Annotated in this window: 23 protein-coding genes and 1 pseudogene; 7 read left to right on the top strand and 17 right to left on the bottom strand. The window is 46.3% G+C overall.

Annotated elements, in window-relative coordinates; genetic code table 11:
* Window positions 1-77: 77 nt before the first annotated feature.
* The 3 genes from ACQ4M5_RS00920 (at window position 78) to ACQ4M5_RS00910 (ending at window position 2,442) form a co-directional block, all read left to right on the top strand.
* On the top strand, window positions 78-1,388 hold the full coding sequence (locus ACQ4M5_RS00920) for a hypothetical protein (RefSeq protein WP_430673724.1): 1,311 nt from the start codon (window positions 78-80) through the stop codon (window positions 1,386-1,388).
* 96 nt (window positions 1,389-1,484) lie between these two features.
* Window positions 1,485-2,039, top strand: a complete 555-nt coding sequence (locus tag ACQ4M5_RS00915) for a DUF4189 domain-containing protein (RefSeq protein ID WP_430673723.1) — start codon at window positions 1,485-1,487, stop codon at window positions 2,037-2,039.
* 67 nt (window positions 2,040-2,106) lie between these two features.
* Window positions 2,107-2,442, top strand: a complete 336-nt coding sequence (locus ACQ4M5_RS00910; protein WP_430673722.1) for a tetratricopeptide repeat protein — start codon at window positions 2,107-2,109, stop codon at window positions 2,440-2,442.
* A 4-nt stretch (window positions 2,443-2,446) separates the two neighbouring features.
* Here ACQ4M5_RS00910 and ACQ4M5_RS00905 read toward each other — a convergent pair.
* Window positions 2,447-3,300, bottom strand: a pseudogene (locus ACQ4M5_RS00905) (IS5 family transposase).
* A 32-nt stretch (window positions 3,301-3,332) separates the two neighbouring features.
* Here ACQ4M5_RS00905 and ACQ4M5_RS00900 point away from each other — a divergent pair.
* The 3 genes from ACQ4M5_RS00900 (at window position 3,333) to ACQ4M5_RS00890 (ending at window position 6,151) form a co-directional block, all read left to right on the top strand.
* Window positions 3,333-4,742 (top strand): tetratricopeptide repeat protein, encoded by a 1,410-nt coding sequence (locus tag ACQ4M5_RS00900; RefSeq protein WP_430673721.1) that lies wholly within the window; start codon window positions 3,333-3,335, stop codon window positions 4,740-4,742.
* A gap of 94 nt (window positions 4,743-4,836) precedes the next feature.
* Window positions 4,837-5,301 carry a hypothetical protein gene (locus ACQ4M5_RS00895; RefSeq protein WP_430673720.1) on the top strand — a complete coding sequence of 155 codons (465 nt, stop codon included), beginning with the start codon at window positions 4,837-4,839 and terminating at the stop codon, window positions 5,299-5,301.
* 157 nt (window positions 5,302-5,458) lie between these two features.
* Window positions 5,459-6,151, top strand: a complete 693-nt coding sequence (locus tag ACQ4M5_RS00890) for a hypothetical protein (RefSeq protein ID WP_430673719.1) — start codon at window positions 5,459-5,461, stop codon at window positions 6,149-6,151.
* A gap of 10 nt (window positions 6,152-6,161) precedes the next feature.
* Here the strand turns inward: ACQ4M5_RS00890 and ACQ4M5_RS00885 are convergent, their stop codons facing one another.
* The 8 genes from ACQ4M5_RS00885 to ACQ4M5_RS00850 all read right to left on the bottom strand — a co-directional run bounded on the left by ACQ4M5_RS00885 (window position 6,162) and on the right by ACQ4M5_RS00850 (window position 10,743).
* Window positions 6,162-6,485, bottom strand: a complete 324-nt coding sequence (locus tag ACQ4M5_RS00885; RefSeq protein WP_430673718.1) for a hypothetical protein — start codon at window positions 6,483-6,485, stop codon at window positions 6,162-6,164.
* 55 nt (window positions 6,486-6,540) lie between these two features.
* The gene (locus tag ACQ4M5_RS00880) at window positions 6,541-6,804 is read right to left on the bottom strand and encodes a hypothetical protein (RefSeq protein ID WP_430673717.1); all 264 of its coding nucleotides are present in this window, start codon (window positions 6,802-6,804) and stop codon (window positions 6,541-6,543) included.
* 1,002 nt (window positions 6,805-7,806) lie between these two features.
* Entirely contained in the window at window positions 7,807-8,169 is a 363-nt protein-coding gene (locus ACQ4M5_RS00875; protein WP_430673716.1) for a hypothetical protein, read from the bottom strand.
* Between the two features lie 265 nt (window positions 8,170-8,434).
* Window positions 8,435-8,938: a hypothetical protein gene (locus ACQ4M5_RS00870; protein WP_430673715.1), complete on the bottom strand. Its 504-nt coding sequence runs from the start codon at window positions 8,936-8,938 to the stop codon at window positions 8,435-8,437.
* Between the two features lie 182 nt (window positions 8,939-9,120).
* Window positions 9,121-9,405 carry a hypothetical protein gene (locus tag ACQ4M5_RS00865; RefSeq protein WP_430673714.1) on the bottom strand — a complete coding sequence of 95 codons (285 nt, stop codon included), beginning with the start codon at window positions 9,403-9,405 and terminating at the stop codon, window positions 9,121-9,123.
* A complete protein-coding gene (locus ACQ4M5_RS00860; protein ID WP_430673713.1) occupies window positions 9,402-9,701 on the bottom strand; it encodes a hypothetical protein in 300 nt (99 codons plus the stop codon). The genes ACQ4M5_RS00865 and ACQ4M5_RS00860 overlap by 4 nt, the downstream gene beginning before the upstream one ends.
* Window positions 9,676-10,092: a hypothetical protein gene (locus ACQ4M5_RS00855; protein ID WP_430673712.1), complete on the bottom strand. Its 417-nt coding sequence runs from the start codon at window positions 10,090-10,092 to the stop codon at window positions 9,676-9,678. Before ACQ4M5_RS00855 ends, ACQ4M5_RS00860 begins: the two co-directional genes overlap by 26 nt.
* Window positions 10,093-10,194: 102 nt before the next feature.
* Window positions 10,195-10,743, bottom strand: coding sequence for a hypothetical protein (locus ACQ4M5_RS00850; protein WP_430673711.1), 549 nt, complete (start codon window positions 10,741-10,743; stop codon window positions 10,195-10,197).
* A 435-nt stretch (window positions 10,744-11,178) separates the two neighbouring features.
* On the opposite strand from ACQ4M5_RS00850, the gene ACQ4M5_RS00845 reads away from it, so the two are divergent.
* Window positions 11,179-12,285, top strand: a complete 1,107-nt coding sequence (locus tag ACQ4M5_RS00845) for a hypothetical protein (protein WP_430673710.1) — start codon at window positions 11,179-11,181, stop codon at window positions 12,283-12,285.
* Window positions 12,286-12,310: 25 nt separating this feature from the next.
* Here the strand turns inward: ACQ4M5_RS00845 and ACQ4M5_RS00840 are convergent, their stop codons facing one another.
* The 8 genes from ACQ4M5_RS00840 to ACQ4M5_RS00805 form a co-directional block, all read right to left on the bottom strand.
* Complete coding sequence (locus ACQ4M5_RS00840; protein ID WP_430673709.1) at window positions 12,311-13,249, bottom strand: hypothetical protein; 939 nt, start codon at window positions 13,247-13,249, stop codon at window positions 12,311-12,313.
* A 167-nt stretch (window positions 13,250-13,416) separates the two neighbouring features.
* Window positions 13,417-14,286: a ThiF family adenylyltransferase gene (locus tag ACQ4M5_RS00835; RefSeq protein ID WP_430673708.1), complete on the bottom strand. Its 870-nt coding sequence runs from the start codon at window positions 14,284-14,286 to the stop codon at window positions 13,417-13,419.
* Window positions 14,271-14,876 carry a hypothetical protein gene (locus ACQ4M5_RS00830; protein ID WP_430673707.1) on the bottom strand — a complete coding sequence of 202 codons (606 nt, stop codon included), beginning with the start codon at window positions 14,874-14,876 and terminating at the stop codon, window positions 14,271-14,273. Before ACQ4M5_RS00830 ends, ACQ4M5_RS00835 begins: the two co-directional genes overlap by 16 nt.
* A complete protein-coding gene (locus ACQ4M5_RS00825) occupies window positions 14,866-15,558 on the bottom strand; it encodes a hypothetical protein (RefSeq protein WP_430673706.1) in 693 nt (230 codons plus the stop codon). The genes ACQ4M5_RS00830 and ACQ4M5_RS00825 overlap by 11 nt, the downstream gene beginning before the upstream one ends.
* Window positions 15,534-16,346 (bottom strand): hypothetical protein, encoded by an 813-nt coding sequence (locus tag ACQ4M5_RS00820; RefSeq protein ID WP_430673705.1) that lies wholly within the window; start codon window positions 16,344-16,346, stop codon window positions 15,534-15,536. The genes ACQ4M5_RS00825 and ACQ4M5_RS00820 overlap by 25 nt, the downstream gene beginning before the upstream one ends.
* A gap of 12 nt (window positions 16,347-16,358) precedes the next feature.
* Entirely contained in the window at window positions 16,359-16,784 is a 426-nt protein-coding gene (locus tag ACQ4M5_RS00815; protein WP_430673704.1) for a hypothetical protein, read from the bottom strand.
* Window position 16,785: 1 nt separating this feature from the next.
* The gene (locus ACQ4M5_RS00810; protein ID WP_430673703.1) at window positions 16,786-17,193 is read right to left on the bottom strand and encodes a hypothetical protein; all 408 of its coding nucleotides are present in this window, start codon (window positions 17,191-17,193) and stop codon (window positions 16,786-16,788) included.
* A 327-nt stretch (window positions 17,194-17,520) separates the two neighbouring features.
* Window positions 17,521-18,483 carry a sigma-70 family RNA polymerase sigma factor gene (locus ACQ4M5_RS00805; protein ID WP_430673702.1) on the bottom strand — a complete coding sequence of 321 codons (963 nt, stop codon included), beginning with the start codon at window positions 18,481-18,483 and terminating at the stop codon, window positions 17,521-17,523.
* Window positions 18,484-18,562 lie beyond the last annotated feature (79 nt).

Raw genomic sequence — 18,562 nt, 5'->3', positions numbered from 1 at the left:
CTGATTCATCGTGAACCATAGAACAACGAAAGAGTCTCGGTCTTAGCTCTTTCATCGTTCTTCTCAATCTAACAATCATGCTGAATCTTAAATCATGGTTTCTTCTACCCTTTATTGTTGCTGCTTCTTGCACTACGGTCGCGGCTCATCCTTCTCCGGAACTAGAAAACTGTCGTGACTTCGATCTTCCCGTTGAGCAAGCTAACCTCCAAGTCAAACAACGCGCCAATCAGTTGCAGCGCGATCGAAGTGAGTTCTTTGGACAAAAAGTAATCGATTCAGTAAGCGATCAACGCATTACATTAACGACCGCTTTTGACAGCTTGAGCGGACAGGATAAGCGGCAAGTTCTCCGCACGCTAAAGCTAGAAGGCTCAACCTACGAAGTCTATTCAGCAGATGCGCGACTAGTTTCGACGCAATATGATCGTTGTACTCATACTTATCTGTTGAGTGAAAGCGATCGCTTTCGTTGGTATTACACTCGAAATCCCATTCAACTGCCAACGATCGAACAGTTGAACGAGGCGTTACGCAATGCAGGACGACCCTCATGGCGCAAAGTGAATCAAAGCATTTCTCCTGAAGATGAACGCCGCGCTAGAGTCAAATTTTGGCAGACTGTCGGCTACGACAAAGTAAATCAAGACTGGTGGATCGCCTGGGTTCCAGAAGGGGGCTACTTTGAAGTGAATATTCGCAACACGGATAGTTTAGCGCAGGTCAAGTCTTACTTAGCAACTGCATTTCGTCAGTATCGTTATGTTGTCGTTCACACCGATGGAACGCCGCTGTATGACACTGCGGTTTTGGGCAATCCGTGGATGCTACTGCTTGGAAAAACTTCTGCGCCTGCGGGGTGGCGGGTTGGTGCGTGCGATCGTGATGGTTCTTTGCTGTGTGTCGATCGCGCTCAAACTCGTTTAGGCAGCATTGAGTTGCAGCGTTGGCGGTACAGTGATGATAAACTCCTGCTCCTAGCGCGGGAGTTTGATCAGTATGGATTAGTTCCAGGGTTATTTACCTATGCAAATCCACGCGATAAAGAGAATGTGCTAACTGCATTGAGAGCGGTGATTTCAGATGACTACAAAACGATCGAACGTGAACGCACTAGTAAGTATGGCAAGGGCTATAGAATTCAGATTCAGCCGCCTGAAGAAGTGAAGTTTGGTTCAGTTCCCGGATTGAGATATGGCTTTCAAGGGATTGATGCGGCAGGTAGAGTTCGCGAGAAGTCTGTGAGCTATATGGCTTTCGAGGGTGAGGAGTTGAAGATTGTAAGGACGGGCTTTGATCCATCCGCACAGAGTAGCGTGTTTAGGGAACTTGCAAATTTAGAGCAGTTTGAGCCGCACCTCAGAACGATCGTCGAGAATCTCAAGTAGCTCGACCAATGGAACTGCATAACCTTCCAATTCGGAAATCCTAAACCCATTCAAGAGCAACCCAAGTCAAACCACAATCAATTCCCATTCATGTTCATGAATTTCACCAGACGGTCTTCTCTATCTACACAACTCACTCTGCCTGCTTTGTCGATCGTGCTAACCAGTGCCCTGTTCTCGAATGCACCAGCACACGCTCAGAACGTTTGTCCTCCAGGAACATATCAGCAAGGTGGAGGCAATGCAGGATGGGTTGGCTGTGCCCCAATTCCAGAGAATGCCCCGGCTCCAAGCCAACCTTCTCGACCCTCTGGACGCTGGGTGCAGTCTCATGGTGCGCTCGTCTGGGGAAACTATCCGGACGGTAAACCCAATTTTGCTTGGACAGCGCAGTATAACAGTCAAGACCAAGCAGCGACCGAGGCAATGAAGATCTGCACAACTAAACTTCAAAATTGTCGTCATGCTGGCTCATTTAGTAATGGATTTTTGGTGATTGTGAAAGGCGACAACAGTAGTTTATATCAGGGGTTTGCAGGAAAGCGACCACGAGCAGAGCGCAATGCTCGTAAAGCCTGTCAAGCGGCTGGAGGAAAAGACTGCAAGGTTGAGTATGTTGTAGATAGCTCGCCCAGATTCTACCGATACTAGCGTTCATTCCGAAATCATCGATGATCCATCCAGACAAGCACTCAACTGAGCAATCTCAAGTAACCATATGAACAATCGAATTACAAAAAACAAAATTGTTGCATCATTGGTCGCAAGCTTAATCCTTGGAGTGCAGTTCCCATTATTAGCACAGACTAATAGCGCTAATCTTTCAGTGAACCCAGATCAAAATGCCTCACAATCTGAAGCAACACGTCTCGCAAAGCAAGCAAATCAGTTGTCACAACAAGGCAAATTTCGAGAAGCGATTCCTCTGCTTGAACAAGCTCTCAAACTCCAAGAAGCCTCTCTTAGAAAAGACCATCCGGAGATTGGGATACTTCTGAACGAGCTAGCCTTGCTCTATACTAGAGCGTATCTGCAAAGTCTAAATGTAAGGTAGCGCCTCATTTGAGCCAAATCATAATGGCAGCGATCGTCAGCATTGCAAGATAGTTCTCTGCTCGTTTTTCATAGCGTGTTGCTACCCGTCGAGCTTGCTTAAGTCGATTGATCAGACGTTCAATCCGGTTGCGCTCTCGATACAGTCCGCGATTGAATCGCGGTTTACGCTTGGCGTTCTTGCGCTTGGGAATCACGGGAGTCGTGTGCTGGCGGCGCAGGGTACGACGAATTGAATCGGCATCATAGCCTTTGTCGCCAACGAGATAATGCGGTCGTTGCTTCGGTCTGCCGCGTCCTCTGCGCTTGATGCGTGGCGCGGCTTCGTTCAGTTTGCCGAATCCTGTGACATCATGGCTCTGTCCCGGCAGCACCACGAACTGCATCGGTTTGCCGAGTCCTTCAGCTTGGATTTGAATCTTGGTGCTGAAACCGCCTTTGGATCGTCCCAGTGCTTCCTGTTCCTGCAATTGCTCGGTCGTTAGACGTTGCTCTGTGGGCGATTGATCCCCCTTTTTGCTCCTGCTGCATGTTGATGGGCGCGAACGATGGTGCTATCGATGAAATGCACTTCCCAATCAATCTGATGCTCCGCATCGCTTTGCTGCTGGAGTTGATCTAAAATCTGCTGCCAGACTCCTTGATGTCGCCAGCGGTAGAAGCGACTCGACACCGTGCCGCGTGACCCGTAGCGCTCTGGCAAGTCTGCCCAAGGTGCGCCTGTGCGATGAATCCACAAGATGCCATTGAGAACTTGACGATGATCGTTTGCTGGTCTGCCTGTTCGGGCGGGTTTGGGCAGTAACGGTTGCAGTTTCGCCCATTGTGCGTCACTCAATTCGCCTCGGTGCTGTGCCATTGTTCTCAGTCCATCTGTTTCCAGATGTTAGAGTGCCCACTACCGCTCGAACAGTCACACCAGATTTAGGGTCGATTCAGAGTTTGCAGATACGCCCTAATCAAGGGCAGTATGCAAAAGCAGCACCTCTCTATCAGCGATCGCTACAGATTCATGAAGCGTATTTCGGCTCAAATCATCCCAATGTTGTCACCGTCCTGAATAACTTTGCCATGCTCTATCACTATCAAGGGCAGTATGTAAAAGCAGAGCCACTTTACCTACGCGCTCTAACAATTCGGGAGACGGCATTCGGCAAAGAGCATCTTTCACTGGCAACTCCTTTGGGCAATCTAGCAGAATTGTATCGAGTTCAAGGACAATACGCGAAAGCACTGCCTTACTATCAGCGATCGCTGCGGATTCAAGAAACAGCACTGGGTAAAAACCATCCAAGCCTTGCGACCGTTCTCAACAATCTAGGCGTTTTTTCACTTCAGCAAGGACAATACTCTCAAGCAGAATCCCTGTTTGTCCGTGCCCTCAATATTCAAGAAACAAATTTAAGACCGGATCACCCTGCGATCGCGCAGAGTTTAAGCAATCTAGCGACTGCTCTCTTGTACCAAGGACGATACGCTGCATCAGAACCCCTGTTTGTCCGCGCCCTTACCATTCAAGAAACCGTACTCGGCAAAACTCATCCTGATGTTGCTGTGGCTTTGCACAATCTAGCAGGAATGTATCAGGAGCAAGGAAAGTATGCTGCATCAGAACCGCTTTATCTGCGTGCACTCAGCATTCGGGAACAAGCGCTAGGACAAAATCATCCCGATGTTGCTGCTACGCTCACCGCTTTAGCAGTGCTGTATCGCAATCAGAAGCAACCTGCTAAAGCAGAATCATCTTATTTGCGTGCCATCCGAATCAATGAAACGATTTTTGGCAACGATCATCCCGATGTTGCGTCGAGCCTTCAGCATCTTGCAACTTTGTACCGCGATCGCAAAGATTATACTGCATCAGAGCCGCTTTATTTACGGGCATTGAGCATTCGCGAAGCTCGACTCGGAGCAACTCATCCCGATGTCGGCAGTACGCTCAATACTCTGGCATTGCTGTATCAAGAACAGAAATTGTTTTCTAAAGCGGAACCCCTGCTGCTGCGGGCACTGAGCATCTATGAAGCTCGATTGGGTAAAGAACATTCTAGAATTGCAACCGTTCTGCATAATTTAGCAAATCTATATGCCCTCCAGAAACAACCCAGTAAAGCAGAACCTCTGTTTCATCGGGCGCTTAAGATATCTGAAGCAACGTTAGGAGAAACTCATCCTGACACAATTACCACAATGAGAACAATTGCTGTTTTCTACGGAGCGCTGGGAAATTCTGCTAGAGCGCAGGAATTTATCGATCGCGCCATACGCGCAGAACAGAGGTCTCAAGCCAATGTTCGTTAAGATTGCATAACCTCTCAATTTGGAAACTCTAAATTCAGATACATGATATCTGAGGCACTACAAGCCTTTCTTACACAATTACTCACCGAAGACGATGTTCAGCAAAGTATTCTCACTCAAATCTATCTCGACGTTTCTTGCTTTAAGCACCTTGACGGTTACATTCGCGATCGCAAGTGCGAATGTTGCAACGGCTCAAACTCGCGAACAATCCGTTGATGGTGTGACCGATTGGTTGTTTGGCAATTTGCATCCACAACTCAACCGCCGGAAATTGCGATCGGATGAATATCAGTATATCCGGGAGTGGAATGCGATTCGTGCTGTGATCAATCAGGGTGGACTACAGTACCAAAGAGCAAATCCAAATCATCGAGCCTGCGATATTCCAGATTGGTACTATTCAAACGATGACGAGGCTTTGAGAGAACGTCTTGCGGACGCTGTTTTTTATAGTCGATATCCTGAACGAAAAGGAAGACCGATCGCACCAGATGAGCGAGGCGCAATGCGAGTATGGCTGAAGTTGAAAAACTCGATGTACGTTGCGTATTGCTAGAAGTTTGACAGACTTCGGCTCTACCTAAGACTCACCTCCATGAGAAAATGATGCCCAGTTCTCCGGATCTGGGCATTCACATGAAACGGTACTTTTCGTCTCAAATGCTGTTCCTAGTTCTACTACCCGCACATCTTGTATCTCTCGCTTCAGTCAAATGATGAAACAAACTCTAATTCTGATGAGCTTCCTGGTTGCCTCTCCAGCCATCGTGCTAGCTGATTCTCCTGCTGTTCAAGCGCAACAACAGTCAAACTGGCAGTCATTTCTTCGGCGTGTTGTTTCTCGTTCTCCGCTTCCTCGAAAAAGAGGAGGGGGTCGTGATCCGTATTACGGTTGGAAAGTGCTAACCCCTGGTGTGCAGTCAAAACAAATTTGGGCGCTGCAACCAAGCTTAGTCTGGCAAAGTGAACCAAACGCGAGTTTTGTTCCCGATCGTGTAGAGATTCTTCCAAGAAGTTCAAATTCTCCGATTTGGAGCCAACGAGCGCAACTGAATCGAACGATTCCAATTACAGCTAAATTAGAACCTGGTAAAGCCTACTTTTTGAGATTAGTAAAGTGGAATGCTGATCTTAAAAAAGACGAAATCATCGTGGGTTGGGACTTTGAAGTCATGCCAAATGCTCAACGCCAAAAAGTTACCACAGCACTCAACCGCATCGATAACAAGCTCAAACCTCTAGCACGATTACAGCGACGGATTGAGGTGTTTGCGAGTTACGGCTTGTGGTCTGATGTGATTCAAGAGATTGATCGATCGACTCTGCCTGCTAGCGATCGTCAAGCAGCAATGAACGAGTTGCTCACTCAACTAGAGGATGCTGAATCAAACCGTACTGGGAAATAACAGATAAGGTTCATCTGCGTGGTGGAATGGAAGGACGACGACTCCGAATCCGCCGGGTCAGTCGGATGAGTCCGAACCCTATCGTTCCACCCCACAATGGTGCGCCGATGTAAGGAGGCATACCTGGTAGAAACCACATCCCCGGTATCGCCAGCACATGGAACACTTCATACCACCACGGCTTTGCCGCACCGCGCATACCCCAAGCCAACATAACAAAAGCAAAACAGAACAGAGTATATGCAATCGCGCAGAGCGGAACAAACACCCAGTAATGCCACCGCGACGATCGTGGCAAGGGAGGCTGGATGACTGGAGGTTCACGTTTGGGCATAGTTGCTTGTTGAAGTTCTGAGTATGTGAATTGGTAAAGTTTCCAATGGTGTCAACTATTCAGCCTTCATACATTTAAGCATGGCGCTTCGTGCTTTCATAAATCCAGTCATACTGGCACGAAAAACCTCTTTGCCATCAAGGTGCAGTGTGACTTCATTCTCTGCATTCGCATGACGCATCATCCCCACCATGTCAGTTAAGACCAGAATTCCAGAGTTTTTGCCGTAGGGTATGAGTGCCGCATTGATGGGTACAGGTTTAGCTCCCTTGAATGTGAGAGTGGGTTGTATCTCTCTAATTTCAGTCGTTGCAGGCATTCCAGTCCCTTGAAATAGGATTGCACCTCTGCCCTTTTGACTCGGACCAGAGAACAACACAATGTTAGATACTTTAGGGGTTTCATTGAATAAAGCAAGCTGGTCAGCCGAGCGGTTGCCTGAGTGTTGAGATCTTGCATATTGTTCTCCTGTGAGAATGTTGATATGTAGAATGCAGTAGAAAGTTTTACGGCTAAATCAACTCAGCGATGCGCTGAATCTGCTCTAGATTGATTCCAAACAAGTAGCCCCCTTAGCCGGGTTAACGCTTCTTTGATACTAGCTCTGACGGTGATTTTAGGGTCTATCGCGATCGAGAAATGAGCAAGTTCTGCCGCAGGATTTGTAGACATGACAATAGACCCCGAATCATCTTAAGGAACATCACGTGTGATGGAATGAATGACTACGTTTGTTTAAGGTAGAAAAGAACCTCCCAGACGTTGTTCTGCAACGCAGTCTGCATAATGTCTTTTAACAGGTGTTCGCCTACAGACGTTTCATCGATGTCTTCAAGGTCATCTAGATTGAAGCTATCGACTGAGATTGCAAAGACTGTTGAGTTTCGGGAGTCTCCGAATTTTTTGGCAGCCGTGTAGAGTTTTTGGCAGAGGTTGTCATCTAGGCACTCAATCCACAACTGGGTATGAGTGTAGGTTCTGAGGTGCTGTATCGAGGAAGGAAGTGAGATCATGTAAGGTTTAATTAGGCTGCATGAGTTCGAGTGCTAGGTTTTGGCAACACAATTTGCCGTTTGGAATCTGCTTAAACCGATGAATAGATCAATCGAGAGCATCGCTCGATCTAGATTTGGATCCAGATTCTATTTCATTTTTTACGCTGCTGCTCCCGGTCGGGAGCACAGTCAACCATGATCTGTGTAGGTTCAACCTTTTATTTGTGATGTTCGTAAAGTGCTGAAAAGCTTCTTGTTATTACAAATAAAGGCGTGGTTTTTAACAGGTCAATGTTTTATTGGAATTGGTTGGGACAGTCTGGGCGTTAATAAGCATCTTCTGGAAATAGATACTCGCCTGCATCGAGATAGTCAATACCCAGAACATCCCGATAACCAGAGGATGCCCAGTGCAAATTGCAGTATTTGCCAGCGTATGCGCCACACGAGTGGCGTTCTTGTCCTTGCTCGTTACAGCGACAGCACTTCCAACGTGAGAAGTAGTGCCATTCCTGCTCAAACCGAATGCGGCTTTCATCGTGATCAGGAGATGCTACGAGTTGTGCTGCAGCAGAAGCTAGTTCGTGCCATGTGGAAGCTGAAGGGTGATCGATTGCAAGCTTCAGTTGTTCAATCCATCCGTTGCGCTTGAGTAAAGCGGCTTCGCAGGCTTCAATTAAAGTTTCCATGAAAGTTGAGATTGAGTGAATTAGGGTCTGAATTCTTGGATACAAGATGTCTTGCTTATGGCACAAATAGTGGTTCTAGCTTTCCGGAGTCAAGTTCTCGTCGTTTATGCCGATTGCGATCTGGGTTTAACCCGGACTACTCGATCGAAGTTTGTTGTTGTTCAGTAACGAACCGGTTTGATCGAGCAGTTGTTTAGCTAGCGCTGATGGTCGCTCGAAGCTATAGGGTTTGGCATAAAAATCTCTTTCTGTCAGAATACTGCCTTTATGGAAGCCAATCCAGACATTCTTGGAGCGATCGAAACACAGGTTCAACCCGTTGATCACCGTAAGTTAGCCCAGTTCGATTAAACCAGAGGTAATACTGATTTTTGTCTGCGTCGAATTGAACACTGCCAACAAAGGTATCTTTCTCGAAAACAAAGTACTCTTTACCTTGTCCGGTGGAATATCCATCGGTCTGAACTTCATAAGTTTTGTGAGGATGGAGATCTGGTGTCCGCTTTTTGGGAATGGGTTCGGATTGATAAACGGGTACTCGACGAGAAACTACTGTAATCACTGCCTCTGCTGCTGTCTTGATTTCTTCTGCGCTGGCAATGAGCAAGTCACTGGTTTGATGCTCGCTCTCACTGTTACTACTATCAGCAACAGTAATGAGTAACTGAGCGATTGTGATCAACTCAGATGATCCAGACTGTAGAAATTGTTTGAGGAGCGGTTTGAGATTCTCTGGAATAGAGTCGGGAATGGGGTTGCTATGAAGCATAAGCAGGTTTGAGATCGGTTATTGGTACGCTACTCTATTAGCGATTGACTTCTTGACGTACTGGAAACGACGGATTGAGGCGATGAGTTTTGGAACAACTGGGATCAGTGATCAAATCAAGGCTGACTCATTGTGAAATTTTTCCAATACATTGCTAACTGTTGCCTTGCGCTCTTGTAATTCTACTGAGCAATTGCTTCTAGGCATTGATTGATCTCTGCAATTAAAACTCCCCGATCTGGTGTTAAATCCTCTGGATAGCAATTCACATACAGATGTTGACCTCTAGGTCTGGAGTCGCTATTCCAAAACTTACCACCGAATCCGAGATGACCTTGAAAGCGGTACTCAAGAACTAAAGCTTGAAGTTGGCTATCAAGAAAGTCGCCTAATCCGGTCGGTGGTGCTCCTGCTTTTTCTACAAGAATTTTGTAAATAGCTTTTGCCCGTTCTTCGGTTAGTTTCATTGCTTAAGATAGGTAATTCCGGTTGCACTAGCTTGAAACTGCGGTGTATCATCTCTGGCTGGATCATTTGGGGGAATTGGTTCGACTGAACAGTCGCCGCGAATCCAGTATTCATTATCTTCTTGAAAATCATCGAAATCAACGAGGGTATAAATCCCTTCGATCAGACGGTCGCTATCGGTCGATAGCTGAAAATCTGCAGGAACGCTGACTAAGCAGCTAAATTCTTTTCGGGTTTTAACGGTTAAGTTAACTCGAACGACGATGGGATCAGGAGCTTGGGACTCGGTTGTCATAAATAATTGCTCTAAATGGAGTGAGAATTGGAGCCAGAAAAGTTAAACATCGATCGTAATCATCGGGGTTCCAGTAGCATCTGGATTTCAAGTCTTCGAACGTACAGGAACGAAAGCATAGCTGAACTTTTTCTTCATGCATCCAGTATCTTTCAATTTCTGCTTGCGTTGATAACCCGTTTCCGTCAATAAAAAAGTGTCGAAATACGACTGTGGCGTGTTCTGCAAGCGGACGATTAGGTGGAAATCCTCCGCCAAACTCTAGCTTGAAAATTTCTTTGAGCGCAGAGGCAATGATCAAACAACCGCCGTCAAGAGGACCGTACTGACGGAGTGAAACTTGTTCGTAAAACGCATTGGATTGAAGCGTTTTCTGCAGTGTTTTTGACAAGAGTGCTTCTGTGTGCATATGCTTTAGTTTGTGCGAACGACGATCGCAGGTTTGAGCGCGATGTCGAAACGCGATGTCGTCCAATGTTACAGGACAATTGAATTAGGACACGAGCCTTAGATTGTTGTAATCTCTAAAGATTTCTGCATAAGATTGCGATTGCAACACATCAGTGGGAATTTCATCGATCGATAAATCCCAGTCGTTTGTCCAGTCAAGCCATTCTTCTGAGGTCGGTTCCCAATAGAGTAAGCCAGCCGCATTTGAATAATCTGGCTTTAGTCCTTCTCGTTCAAGCCACTGATCGTATTCAGCGAGAACCTGCAGCAGCTGTTTTGCTTCTAGCAAATTTGCAACGTGCCACTCAAAGGCAGGCATGGGTACTTGAGGGATATGCCAGATTTTAAGTTGAGGCTGGGATTCTGGTGTTGGTAAAGGTTGCGTCTGGGCAGTTAAGTTACCCTGAACGCGTCGAACTGGGTTGAATCGGTCAATGGCTTGCCCTACGGACAGTCCGAAGATCTGGTGCTTGATTTGGAATTGATCATAACTTTGTAGCAGTCCAATAACCGTTGCTTCAGCCTGAGCGGTTTCTAGCGCGATTGATATTGGAAAGCTAAAGACACCATGGTTCCAGGTTAGGTTGATCATAACTGTGTTCCGAATTGGATTAATCGAGTAGATCGTAATGAATGATTTGCTGACCGTTGTTTAATTTTTGTAACAGATAAACGCAGTTGTTTCACCGATTTTACTGCTGTTTGCAAAGCCCTTGAACGTGAACGGACATTAATTCAGCGATCGGTGATTACATCTGCAATTTCGTCACAAATCTACCTTTTGTTAGAGGGAAGATTTCTCGGCTGATTTCTATCTTAGGAGCATTAGACTTTGTTTTGCTGCTGCTATAGTTTTCAGCTAGAGATGATTTTGAGATCTAGTTGCAATATCACATGGTTCTGCGCTAGCAACGGTAGTGCTGAGTCTAACGCTTTACGCCAATATTAATTCGCGTGAGGGCTTTCTTCACTGATTTTTGTTGGATATTTCCATTAACAAACTTTGCTACGGTAGGAGCTAATTCGTATGGCATTAGATGCGAGAGTTGAAAATTTCAGCTCTCAGGATTCGGCAGGAGCAGACGCATTATTGTTTGATGCTGCTTCTGAGAATTCGTTTGAGAGTAGTGGATCAGTTTTTCGTCGTTCTGAGGTGATTGATTCGCTCAGGAGCGTTTTTCAAGAAGCAAGAGAGTCTTTTCAAGAAAATAGGTCGCAAGTTCGCGAAACGCTTGGCGAAGATCAAGAAGCGTTTAATCGGATTTTTGAGGAGAGTCGCTCTGCGTTTGAGGTTGCCCGTCAAGGATTTGAAGAGATTCGCGAGTCCGCTGAGCAGCGGTTTTCTGAGGCTCGATCCCTGTCCGAAGATGAATTAGGTGGGTTTCGCGAACAGGTACAATCACTTTTTGATTCGGTGAATGATCGATTCGAAGAAGTGATTACGAACGAATCAGAGTCGATCGATTCGAGTGACGATAAAGATTTTTCATCTGGAGACGAGACGGAAATTCCTGTAGGAGATGAAGATTCTTCACCTGACGTGAATCAAAACGGCGAAGAATCATCTGATCAAGGTGACGAGAACGGTGAAGATGTAACCAATGAATCGTCGGAAGAGGTTACAGATCAAGCTTTAGACTTTAATCAGGTTGATCTAGATACCGTAATCGATCAAAGAACTCTTGATCCAGCAGCTAATCTGCGAGACCGTCTGGGTGAAAATGGAGATGTTTTAGATGGGGGCGGCGGCAATAATGTTGTGATCGGGGCTGGCGGGTCAGACATCTTTTTAGCCAATAGCGACGGTGCGTTTAATACGATCACAACCGGCAGCGGTGAAGATCTCGTTGTTCTCGGCAAAGACACGACCAACCGAATCTTTGATTTCGATCCCGCTGCCGATCAGTTTGGGCTGGATGGAATCTTATTTAGCGACCTTGTGATCGGACAAGGCAGCAATCCAGACAACGGCGGACTTAACCAGCCGTTGGATTCAGATAACAATGCGCTCGTCATCGATAGGAACACAAACAACATCCTTGCGTCGCTCACTTTCGCAAATGCTGGAGAATTGTCGGAAGACAATTTCATTACGGTTACTCCGGAGGAACTCGAGTCATTGTTAACGGCTTAAGCTCTGTTGTTTCACCCAGCATTTTCTAGAAGAAGCATCCTTGTTCTCCGATGATGATGCTTGTTCCACCCCGCTTATGACGAACCATAATTGGCTCGAAACGCCATTGATTAGCTTCATCTTGCTCGGTGTCTTCTAGATTTGTTGCAACTAGAGGGTCGGTTTGCCCTGCTGCAAAAATTTCGTCCGCAAGCTGTTTGGTTGACTTTGGCTGATCAAGGAATTGAAAAGGTCTGTAGACCCACGGTGCGAAAAGGGCACAATTTACTAGTGTTGCTTTTGCACAAATCTGTGAAATATCCATGCCATAGATAGTCAGTACATAGTTGCTTAAGACCATTATCATTCGTCCTGTTCCGCAGCACGGATCGACGGCTCGTTCGCGACGAGAATCTGTTTTACCTGCCATCAGTGTCTCAGCTTTAAATACGCAAAGATTGAGGTGGGTTGGGTAAAATTGATTGGCTTTGCCCCACTGAATGTCAGCAAGCAAATCGCCCCAATAGTCCTGCGGAAATAGCATTAGCCCACTTAGGTCAAATGTCTTAAGTAAGCGATCGCCTGCGCCTTGACAACCGCAAGGTTCGATTGGACTGCGGGGCTGTCCTTTGTGGCCGAGTCCAAACAGTAACCAGTCGAGAAAGAATTCAATGTATTCAGTGCTACTCCAGCTTTGCCAGCGCCCTGTGCCTTGATTGGGAATGCAGTCTAAGCAATGCTCTAAATGTTGACGAACTAAAAGCTGCGAGGTGAATTGAATTTTGGGGATCGGGGCAGTGAGCAAATCACCTTTTTTGACGGTGATTGCCCAATAATGCCAACGTCCCCAAATTAAATCATCGAGTCCGATTAGCTCGTTCAGTAGCCAACCATGCTGTAGTGGGAGTTGCGGTATACAGCGAGGTATTGCTTTTGTTTTTTGCCACGCTTGCCATTGATGGCGCAGTTCAGTTAGCCGAGTCATGATTTACGGGAGAAGTGAAGAGTGATTCATAAAGTTGCTTTTTCTTTGCCTACGCGATCCAACGATGGCTTCATTCTTTCTAGATTGTTGAGCAAAGATTTCGGCTTTAACTGATTGAATCCGTTTGTTTTCGTGCAAAATCTCCAGATTTTGCACGAAAACGAGTGTCAATCTGGAAAGTAACTCAGAATGTTTGTGGGCGTAATATACCGAGCGTTAGCACTATGAGCTTTAAGATCGAAGTAGGCGGCAAAGATTTTGAGCTGCCGAACGAGCAATAAGTCATTGAGTAACGCAGCAGCTTCAGTTGCTACGCGCTGATTGATTACAAGTGATTGAGCATTTTCCAGCGTTATTTCACGACAGGATCTAAGTTGCGAGTGTTTTTCGTCAACGCGCTCTTCTAGGAGTTCCGGATGTTGAATATGTGGTGCGGGTAATGCCCCAACAAAGATTGGACGGGTCGCTTTCTTCGAACCGCTGGATGGATAAATAATCCCTTGAACCAAGTCGGATTTATTGCTGCAGCATCCGAGTAAAACTTGTCCAGAAGTTTCTGCATTTCCGCAGTCAAGCCACCAGCGATATTGCCCGTTTCCGTAACCTGGGCAATAACGAGGAAACAGCTTGGCAATGCTTTGACGTGCGGATGCTCGGTCAACACATCCTAGGATGATTGTTAAATGCCGAAAACCGTGACCGAGCAAGTTAGGTTCAAACGATCGAGGAACCGCTTTGACTTCAATTCCCCAAGCCAAGCCGTATCTTAGGGATAAAACTTCTGCTTTGTTCAAGCCTAGATCTGCGTCTGTAAAATTCTGTCGCGGGATGTTTCCTGGCTCTACGTGGTCAAAATCGACGAAGGTAACCGAGACTTTCTGATGAAGTTCTCGCAGTAATCGAGCGATGCGAATGACGCTTGGCGCAAGCCAACTTCCGGTGCCCCCGCATCCGACCAGGAACAAAGAAATCTCCTCGTATTCTGGCAAAATCACGGGCAACGCGTTGACTGCATCGAGGTTTAGTCGTGGATCCATGTGACCGTTGCTCCACACGTTAAGGTTTGAGGCAATTCAAAGACCCAAGAAGCGGGAATTTCCCAAAAATAGCCATAAACGCCAACTCGAAGCAGAAGAGTTGCTGCATCTGCAAGATTACCTAAAACTCCATAAATCCGGAATCCCTGATCCTCAGCGTTGTCATCCTGAGAGAATCGAGTTTGCATGATGTGGTGTGAATGAATGTTGACAAGTGAGTGGGCATAGGCACTATGGCTATCATCTTGCAGCGGACGACAGTGATGAGAGCTAGTTTCTTGGTCGGGGCAGTCTAGAATCCACTGTGAGTCTTCGTATCGTAGATAAAACAGAATTTCGCTAGTCCCAATTGCTTGGGATTGATGAAGCATTGCCTCGACAAACGATCCTGGAATTTTGGGATAAGTCCAGTGAAAGTGAGGATCAAGCTGAGGTAATCCCCGAATTTCACAGTTGCTAATTGGGAGCAGCAGCGAAATTCCTGGTTTTACCGCTTGAAGAAAAACGCCATTTCCGCCAAAAATGTAGTTGAATAACGTCTTGTTTGCGACAGGCTGGCTGGAATTAGCCAGTAAATAGTTAACGAGCATAAACTTGTCCAAAAATTAAGTCTTCGATCGAGCAGTTTAGTTTGACCAAATCCCGCAGCGGATAGTGCTGCTTTTTGTGAGAGGCTAAATTCTGCAGTTGTAAGCTGATATTTTCGGGGTGTTTTTGGGACTTTCCGTTTACGAGATGGGTGTTGAAGGCAGCCTGAAAAAACAACTTTTGGGCAGTTGAGAGCGTTGCCATTGCTGTTTCAGGGGGACGGTTACTGCCGAAGCACAATAATCCTGAATGGTAGACATTTGGCAGCGGAACGTGGTATGTAACGGCTTGTGGGTGGAAAGTTTTACCAGCAACTGCCCAAAGATAATACTTTTTGCCGAGTCCTAGAAATACCATTGAAGGCAGCGGAATCTCTAGCAGGGTGTCTTGAAACTCAATGCGATGTTTTTGAGCCGGAATGAATTGAGTAATCCAGGTGCCTTTGCGGCTGACTCCACTACGAACAATGTTGTCAGGCATCCAGCCAGAGTCACCAGGTTCCTGGTCAAACGCGGCTTTGACAACGGTGGGAGAAAGGAGTTTAAATTGGGTTGATTCGTTTTCTCTCCAGCAAAACAGGTATTGTCCAGCTAGAAAATAGAGAGCACCTTCAACTTCTTGAATAACCTGCCAAGCGGCAGAGCCAAGCAGATCTTTGATTAGGCTTTCGTGCAAAGATTCCATAGTTCAAAAACACGTTCAAAGTGGGTTTGTGACAGGCAGAGGTAGTTTACAACAGCTTCAATCTGGTTAAGAACCGGGGCCGCGTCTTTCCATTCTTGTGCCCAAAACTTGAGGGTTGCAATCGACCAACATCGGTCTTCTTCGTAAATCATTTCCGTGTCCCAACAGTCTAGGAAAATATTATTAGAACACCCGCTTGCATGAATGAGTGCTGTCCCTAGATGCTTGAGCGGCGTTTCTTCTTGTTCACACAAATTCTGCAACTGTTCAAAATCAATCTGATCAAGCCCAATTGTGGGAGTGTGAGCAATAACAAAGTCTTGAGCAGATGTGGAGTCCATTCTGCTCAGATCGCTTTGGACTTCGGCATGCAGGTTTTCATCAACAAGGTACATGAGCGATTGAATTTCGAACGGATAGTCTTCGATATCTCCCTCTCCTTGCCAGGTGCACCAGCCAAAGGTGCGAATTGGAATATAGTCCTCTAGAAATTCAGAGTGTTCTTCACTTTCTGAATCCCAAAAAGTGTCGACATCATAGAGGGGAAATAATCGATCGTCTACAAGTCGGAAGAACTCCAGTTCGGCGGCTCTGCGTGTTTCAAGCGGATTTTCACCGTTTGAGTGAATGCACTCCCATTGCGTGTATTCTTGCGGAAAAAAGTAGCGAAACATTCCTTCTGTTTGGCTAGCGTCGAGTAGGGATTGTAGATAAACAACAGCAGATCGTCCGGACAACGGAAGTGTGAACTTGTCTAACTGCTCGATCGCAGCTCCAAGAAAACTCACGGCTTTATCTCCCTAGACACCCGGAATCGGGGTTTTGCTTGGGGTTGCCTCTGCTGCTTTCAGAAATTCTAGGGTAGTGTGAGTTTGATGGTTCCAAGTTCGACCGTCTTCAACGGCTTGCTGAATGGCGCGGCAGTGCCGAATACAATAGTGGGTGAAGTCGGAATGAAACGCTTGTCGCTTCAGGTGCCAAGAGAGCGAGATTGCCGGATTGACTGCTGGTGCTGCTTGAATCAAATGCGGAACTGGGTTTCCGTTTGATCCTGCACGTTTGATGACTTTGATCACAGTTGGTTCTCCTTTCTTCTGAATCCGTTCGAAGCGAGCATTCGCAACTCCTGGATAAAAAGGAGATAAGATTTCTTGAAGCTGTTTGTCTGATTTAACGTAACAGTCCTCGACCTCGATTTTCTGTCCTTCTATTTCTATTTGTGCCATACTAGCCTCCGAGGGCGTTAAATAAGTCAAGTTGGTGATCGCTCTTGGGGTTTGCAACTTCGGTTGGTTGCACCGAGTCTGAGGGTTGATCCAGCCTTAGGGCATCTACTGATTGGGTAGGCTGACTCGACGACTGTGCTTGGATTCGCTTCTCGCGTTCCGGTAGTTCGGCTTGAAGTTGATCCAAAACAGTCTGAATTGGTCCGGGAAGCGGTGCAAGTTCCGACAACCGAACGAACTTAAGAATAGGAGGATCGTTATGCGTTTTTGCGCCGATGCAAACCAGCGGTCCAGCGCTATTGCCGTCGTTTGGAAAAATTTTTAGTCCAACAGAGACGTAGCACTCGCCCCATTGGTAAGGCTCTGAGAGCGTCTTGTCCTCAGCATCGGAAGGTGTGGGTTTTGGCATAAAAAATGATTTAACTGCGCGTTGCGGCTGCGGTAGCAGTCCTGTGCCAGTAGCACCTACGGCGTTAGTGCTGCAGTATAAAATCCTTTGATTTCGATGGGATTGAAAACTGAGTAAGAAGAACTATGGTTTAGGTCTTGCTCCAACGATCGATTTGCCGTTTATGAACACGTTTTCACTACATGGGTTTATGGCTGTCTCAAATTATGCGTTGAATTGCTGTAGAGTCACGCTAGTCATGCTGTTCCTAATTATCAACAACCTCTAAATTTTGCTGTCGGCTAGTGCATTAGATAAAGCAGGACAGTTTCCTGTATTCGGAAGGGGTTATTGAATCAGGCTTTTCAGACTCCGTTTTTTCCTTAGCTTTCGCATCACTTTCTGTTCAATTTGACGGACGCTTTCGCGCGAAAGCTTTAATTCTTTTCCGATCTTTGCTAAACTAAGCGGTACGCCGTCATCGAGTCCAAACCGAAGCGAGAGAATTTTTCGTTCTCGTTCATCTAGCTCTTTGAAGGCAAGACTGATGTGGTCGCGCAGCATCGAAAGGTGTGCCACTTCTTCGGGGGACGGGAATCGGTCATTCTCGATAAAGTTTCCGATTTCGTCGGCATCGGGGTCTGAGTTGATTTTTTGGTTTAGCGATAAGAGTGACCGCCCGATGTTCTTTAACTCGCGGAATGTTTCAATGTTCCAATCGAGTGCTTCAGCAATTTCTGTTTCGGTAGGCGGGCGATTTAGAGATCGAGTCAGTTCTTGGCTAACTTTTTTTATTTTGCTCAGTTTCTCGTTGACGTGAATCGGGAGTCGAACCGCGCGGGAACTAGTTGCGATCGCGCGTGTAATCCCTTGGCGAATCCACCAGTACGCGTAAGTTGAGAATTTGTAGCCACGATCAGGATTGAATTTTTCGACTGCACGAATTACACCTAAGCTTCCTTCCTGAATTAGATCTAAAAAGGACAGTCCTCGATTTTGGTATTTCTTGGCAACAGATACGACTAATCTAAGATTGCACTGAATGAATTTTCGAGTTGCAACTTTTCCTTCGTAGATTTTCCGTTTCAACTCTTCTTCTGTGACACCGCATTTTTCTGCTAATTCAGCAAGCGTTGGTTCGCGGTTTAGCGTTTGAGTGAGTTTTTCTTCGACTGTCTGAATGGACATTAAATGTTGAGCTAAAGCGCCGTAGGATTGCTCTTCTTCAAACGTTAAGAGCGGATATCGTCCGATTTCAGTGAGGTACGATTGGAAGTCATCTTCTGAAATCGACAAAGATGTCTTGGGCATAGTTGACTTTCGTGAAGGATAAGGTTTGAAGGTGTGGAGCTTTGTTGCTGAATCTAATCGATTCAATGGAACTAAGACA

The organism is Leptolyngbya sp. AN10, from assembly GCF_050565645.1.
In the GTDB taxonomy this organism is placed as follows: Bacteria; Cyanobacteriota; Cyanobacteriia; order Leptolyngbyales; family Leptolyngbyaceae; genus Leptolyngbya.
Note: the sequence above shows the minus strand (reverse complement) of the source record. Positions and strands in the feature narration are given on the sequence as shown.

Excerpts from the sequence above, each read along its gene's own strand:
- ACQ4M5_RS00880 (WP_430673717.1), bottom strand. The coding sequence starts at position 6,804 with ATGCCTGCAACGACTGAAATTAGAGAGATACAACCCACTCTCACATTC.
- ACQ4M5_RS00915 (WP_430673723.1), top strand. The coding sequence starts at position 1,485 with ATGAATTTCACCAGACGGTCTTCTCTATCTACACAACTCACTCTGCCT.
- ACQ4M5_RS00875 (WP_430673716.1), bottom strand. The coding sequence starts at position 8,169 with ATGGAAACTTTAATTGAAGCCTGCGAAGCCGCTTTACTCAAGCGCAAC.
- ACQ4M5_RS00860 (WP_430673713.1), bottom strand. The coding sequence starts at position 9,701 with ATGACAACCGAGTCCCAAGCTCCTGATCCCATCGTCGTTCGAGTTAAC.
- ACQ4M5_RS00885 (WP_430673718.1), bottom strand. The coding sequence starts at position 6,485 with ATGCCCAAACGTGAACCTCCAGTCATCCAGCCTCCCTTGCCACGATCG.
- ACQ4M5_RS00815 (WP_430673704.1), bottom strand. The coding sequence starts at position 16,784 with ATGGCACAAATAGAAATAGAAGGACAGAAAATCGAGGTCGAGGACTGT.
- ACQ4M5_RS00850 (WP_430673711.1), bottom strand. The coding sequence starts at position 10,743 with ATGATCAACCTAACCTGGAACCATGGTGTCTTTAGCTTTCCAATATCA.
- ACQ4M5_RS00835 (WP_430673708.1), bottom strand. The coding sequence starts at position 14,286 with ATGGATCCACGACTAAACCTCGATGCAGTCAACGCGTTGCCCGTGATT.
- ACQ4M5_RS00870 (WP_430673715.1), bottom strand. The coding sequence starts at position 8,938 with ATGCTTCATAGCAACCCCATTCCCGACTCTATTCCAGAGAATCTCAAA.
- ACQ4M5_RS00810 (WP_430673703.1), bottom strand. The coding sequence starts at position 17,193 with ATGCCAAAACCCACACCTTCCGATGCTGAGGACAAGACGCTCTCAGAG.
- ACQ4M5_RS00890 (WP_430673719.1), top strand. The coding sequence starts at position 5,459 with ATGATGAAACAAACTCTAATTCTGATGAGCTTCCTGGTTGCCTCTCCA.
- ACQ4M5_RS00910 (WP_430673722.1), top strand. The coding sequence starts at position 2,107 with ATGAACAATCGAATTACAAAAAACAAAATTGTTGCATCATTGGTCGCA.
- ACQ4M5_RS00865 (WP_430673714.1), bottom strand. The coding sequence starts at position 9,405 with ATGAAACTAACCGAAGAACGGGCAAAAGCTATTTACAAAATTCTTGTA.
- ACQ4M5_RS00845 (WP_430673710.1), top strand. The coding sequence starts at position 11,179 with ATGGCATTAGATGCGAGAGTTGAAAATTTCAGCTCTCAGGATTCGGCA.
- ACQ4M5_RS00805 (WP_430673702.1), bottom strand. The coding sequence starts at position 18,483 with ATGCCCAAGACATCTTTGTCGATTTCAGAAGATGACTTCCAATCGTAC.
- ACQ4M5_RS00920 (WP_430673724.1), top strand. The coding sequence starts at position 78 with ATGCTGAATCTTAAATCATGGTTTCTTCTACCCTTTATTGTTGCTGCT.
- ACQ4M5_RS00895 (WP_430673720.1), top strand. The coding sequence starts at position 4,837 with ATGTTCAGCAAAGTATTCTCACTCAAATCTATCTCGACGTTTCTTGCT.
- ACQ4M5_RS00840 (WP_430673709.1), bottom strand. The coding sequence starts at position 13,249 with ATGACTCGGCTAACTGAACTGCGCCATCAATGGCAAGCGTGGCAAAAA.
- ACQ4M5_RS00825 (WP_430673706.1), bottom strand. The coding sequence starts at position 15,558 with ATGGAATCTTTGCACGAAAGCCTAATCAAAGATCTGCTTGGCTCTGCC.
- ACQ4M5_RS00830 (WP_430673707.1), bottom strand. The coding sequence starts at position 14,876 with ATGCTCGTTAACTATTTACTGGCTAATTCCAGCCAGCCTGTCGCAAAC.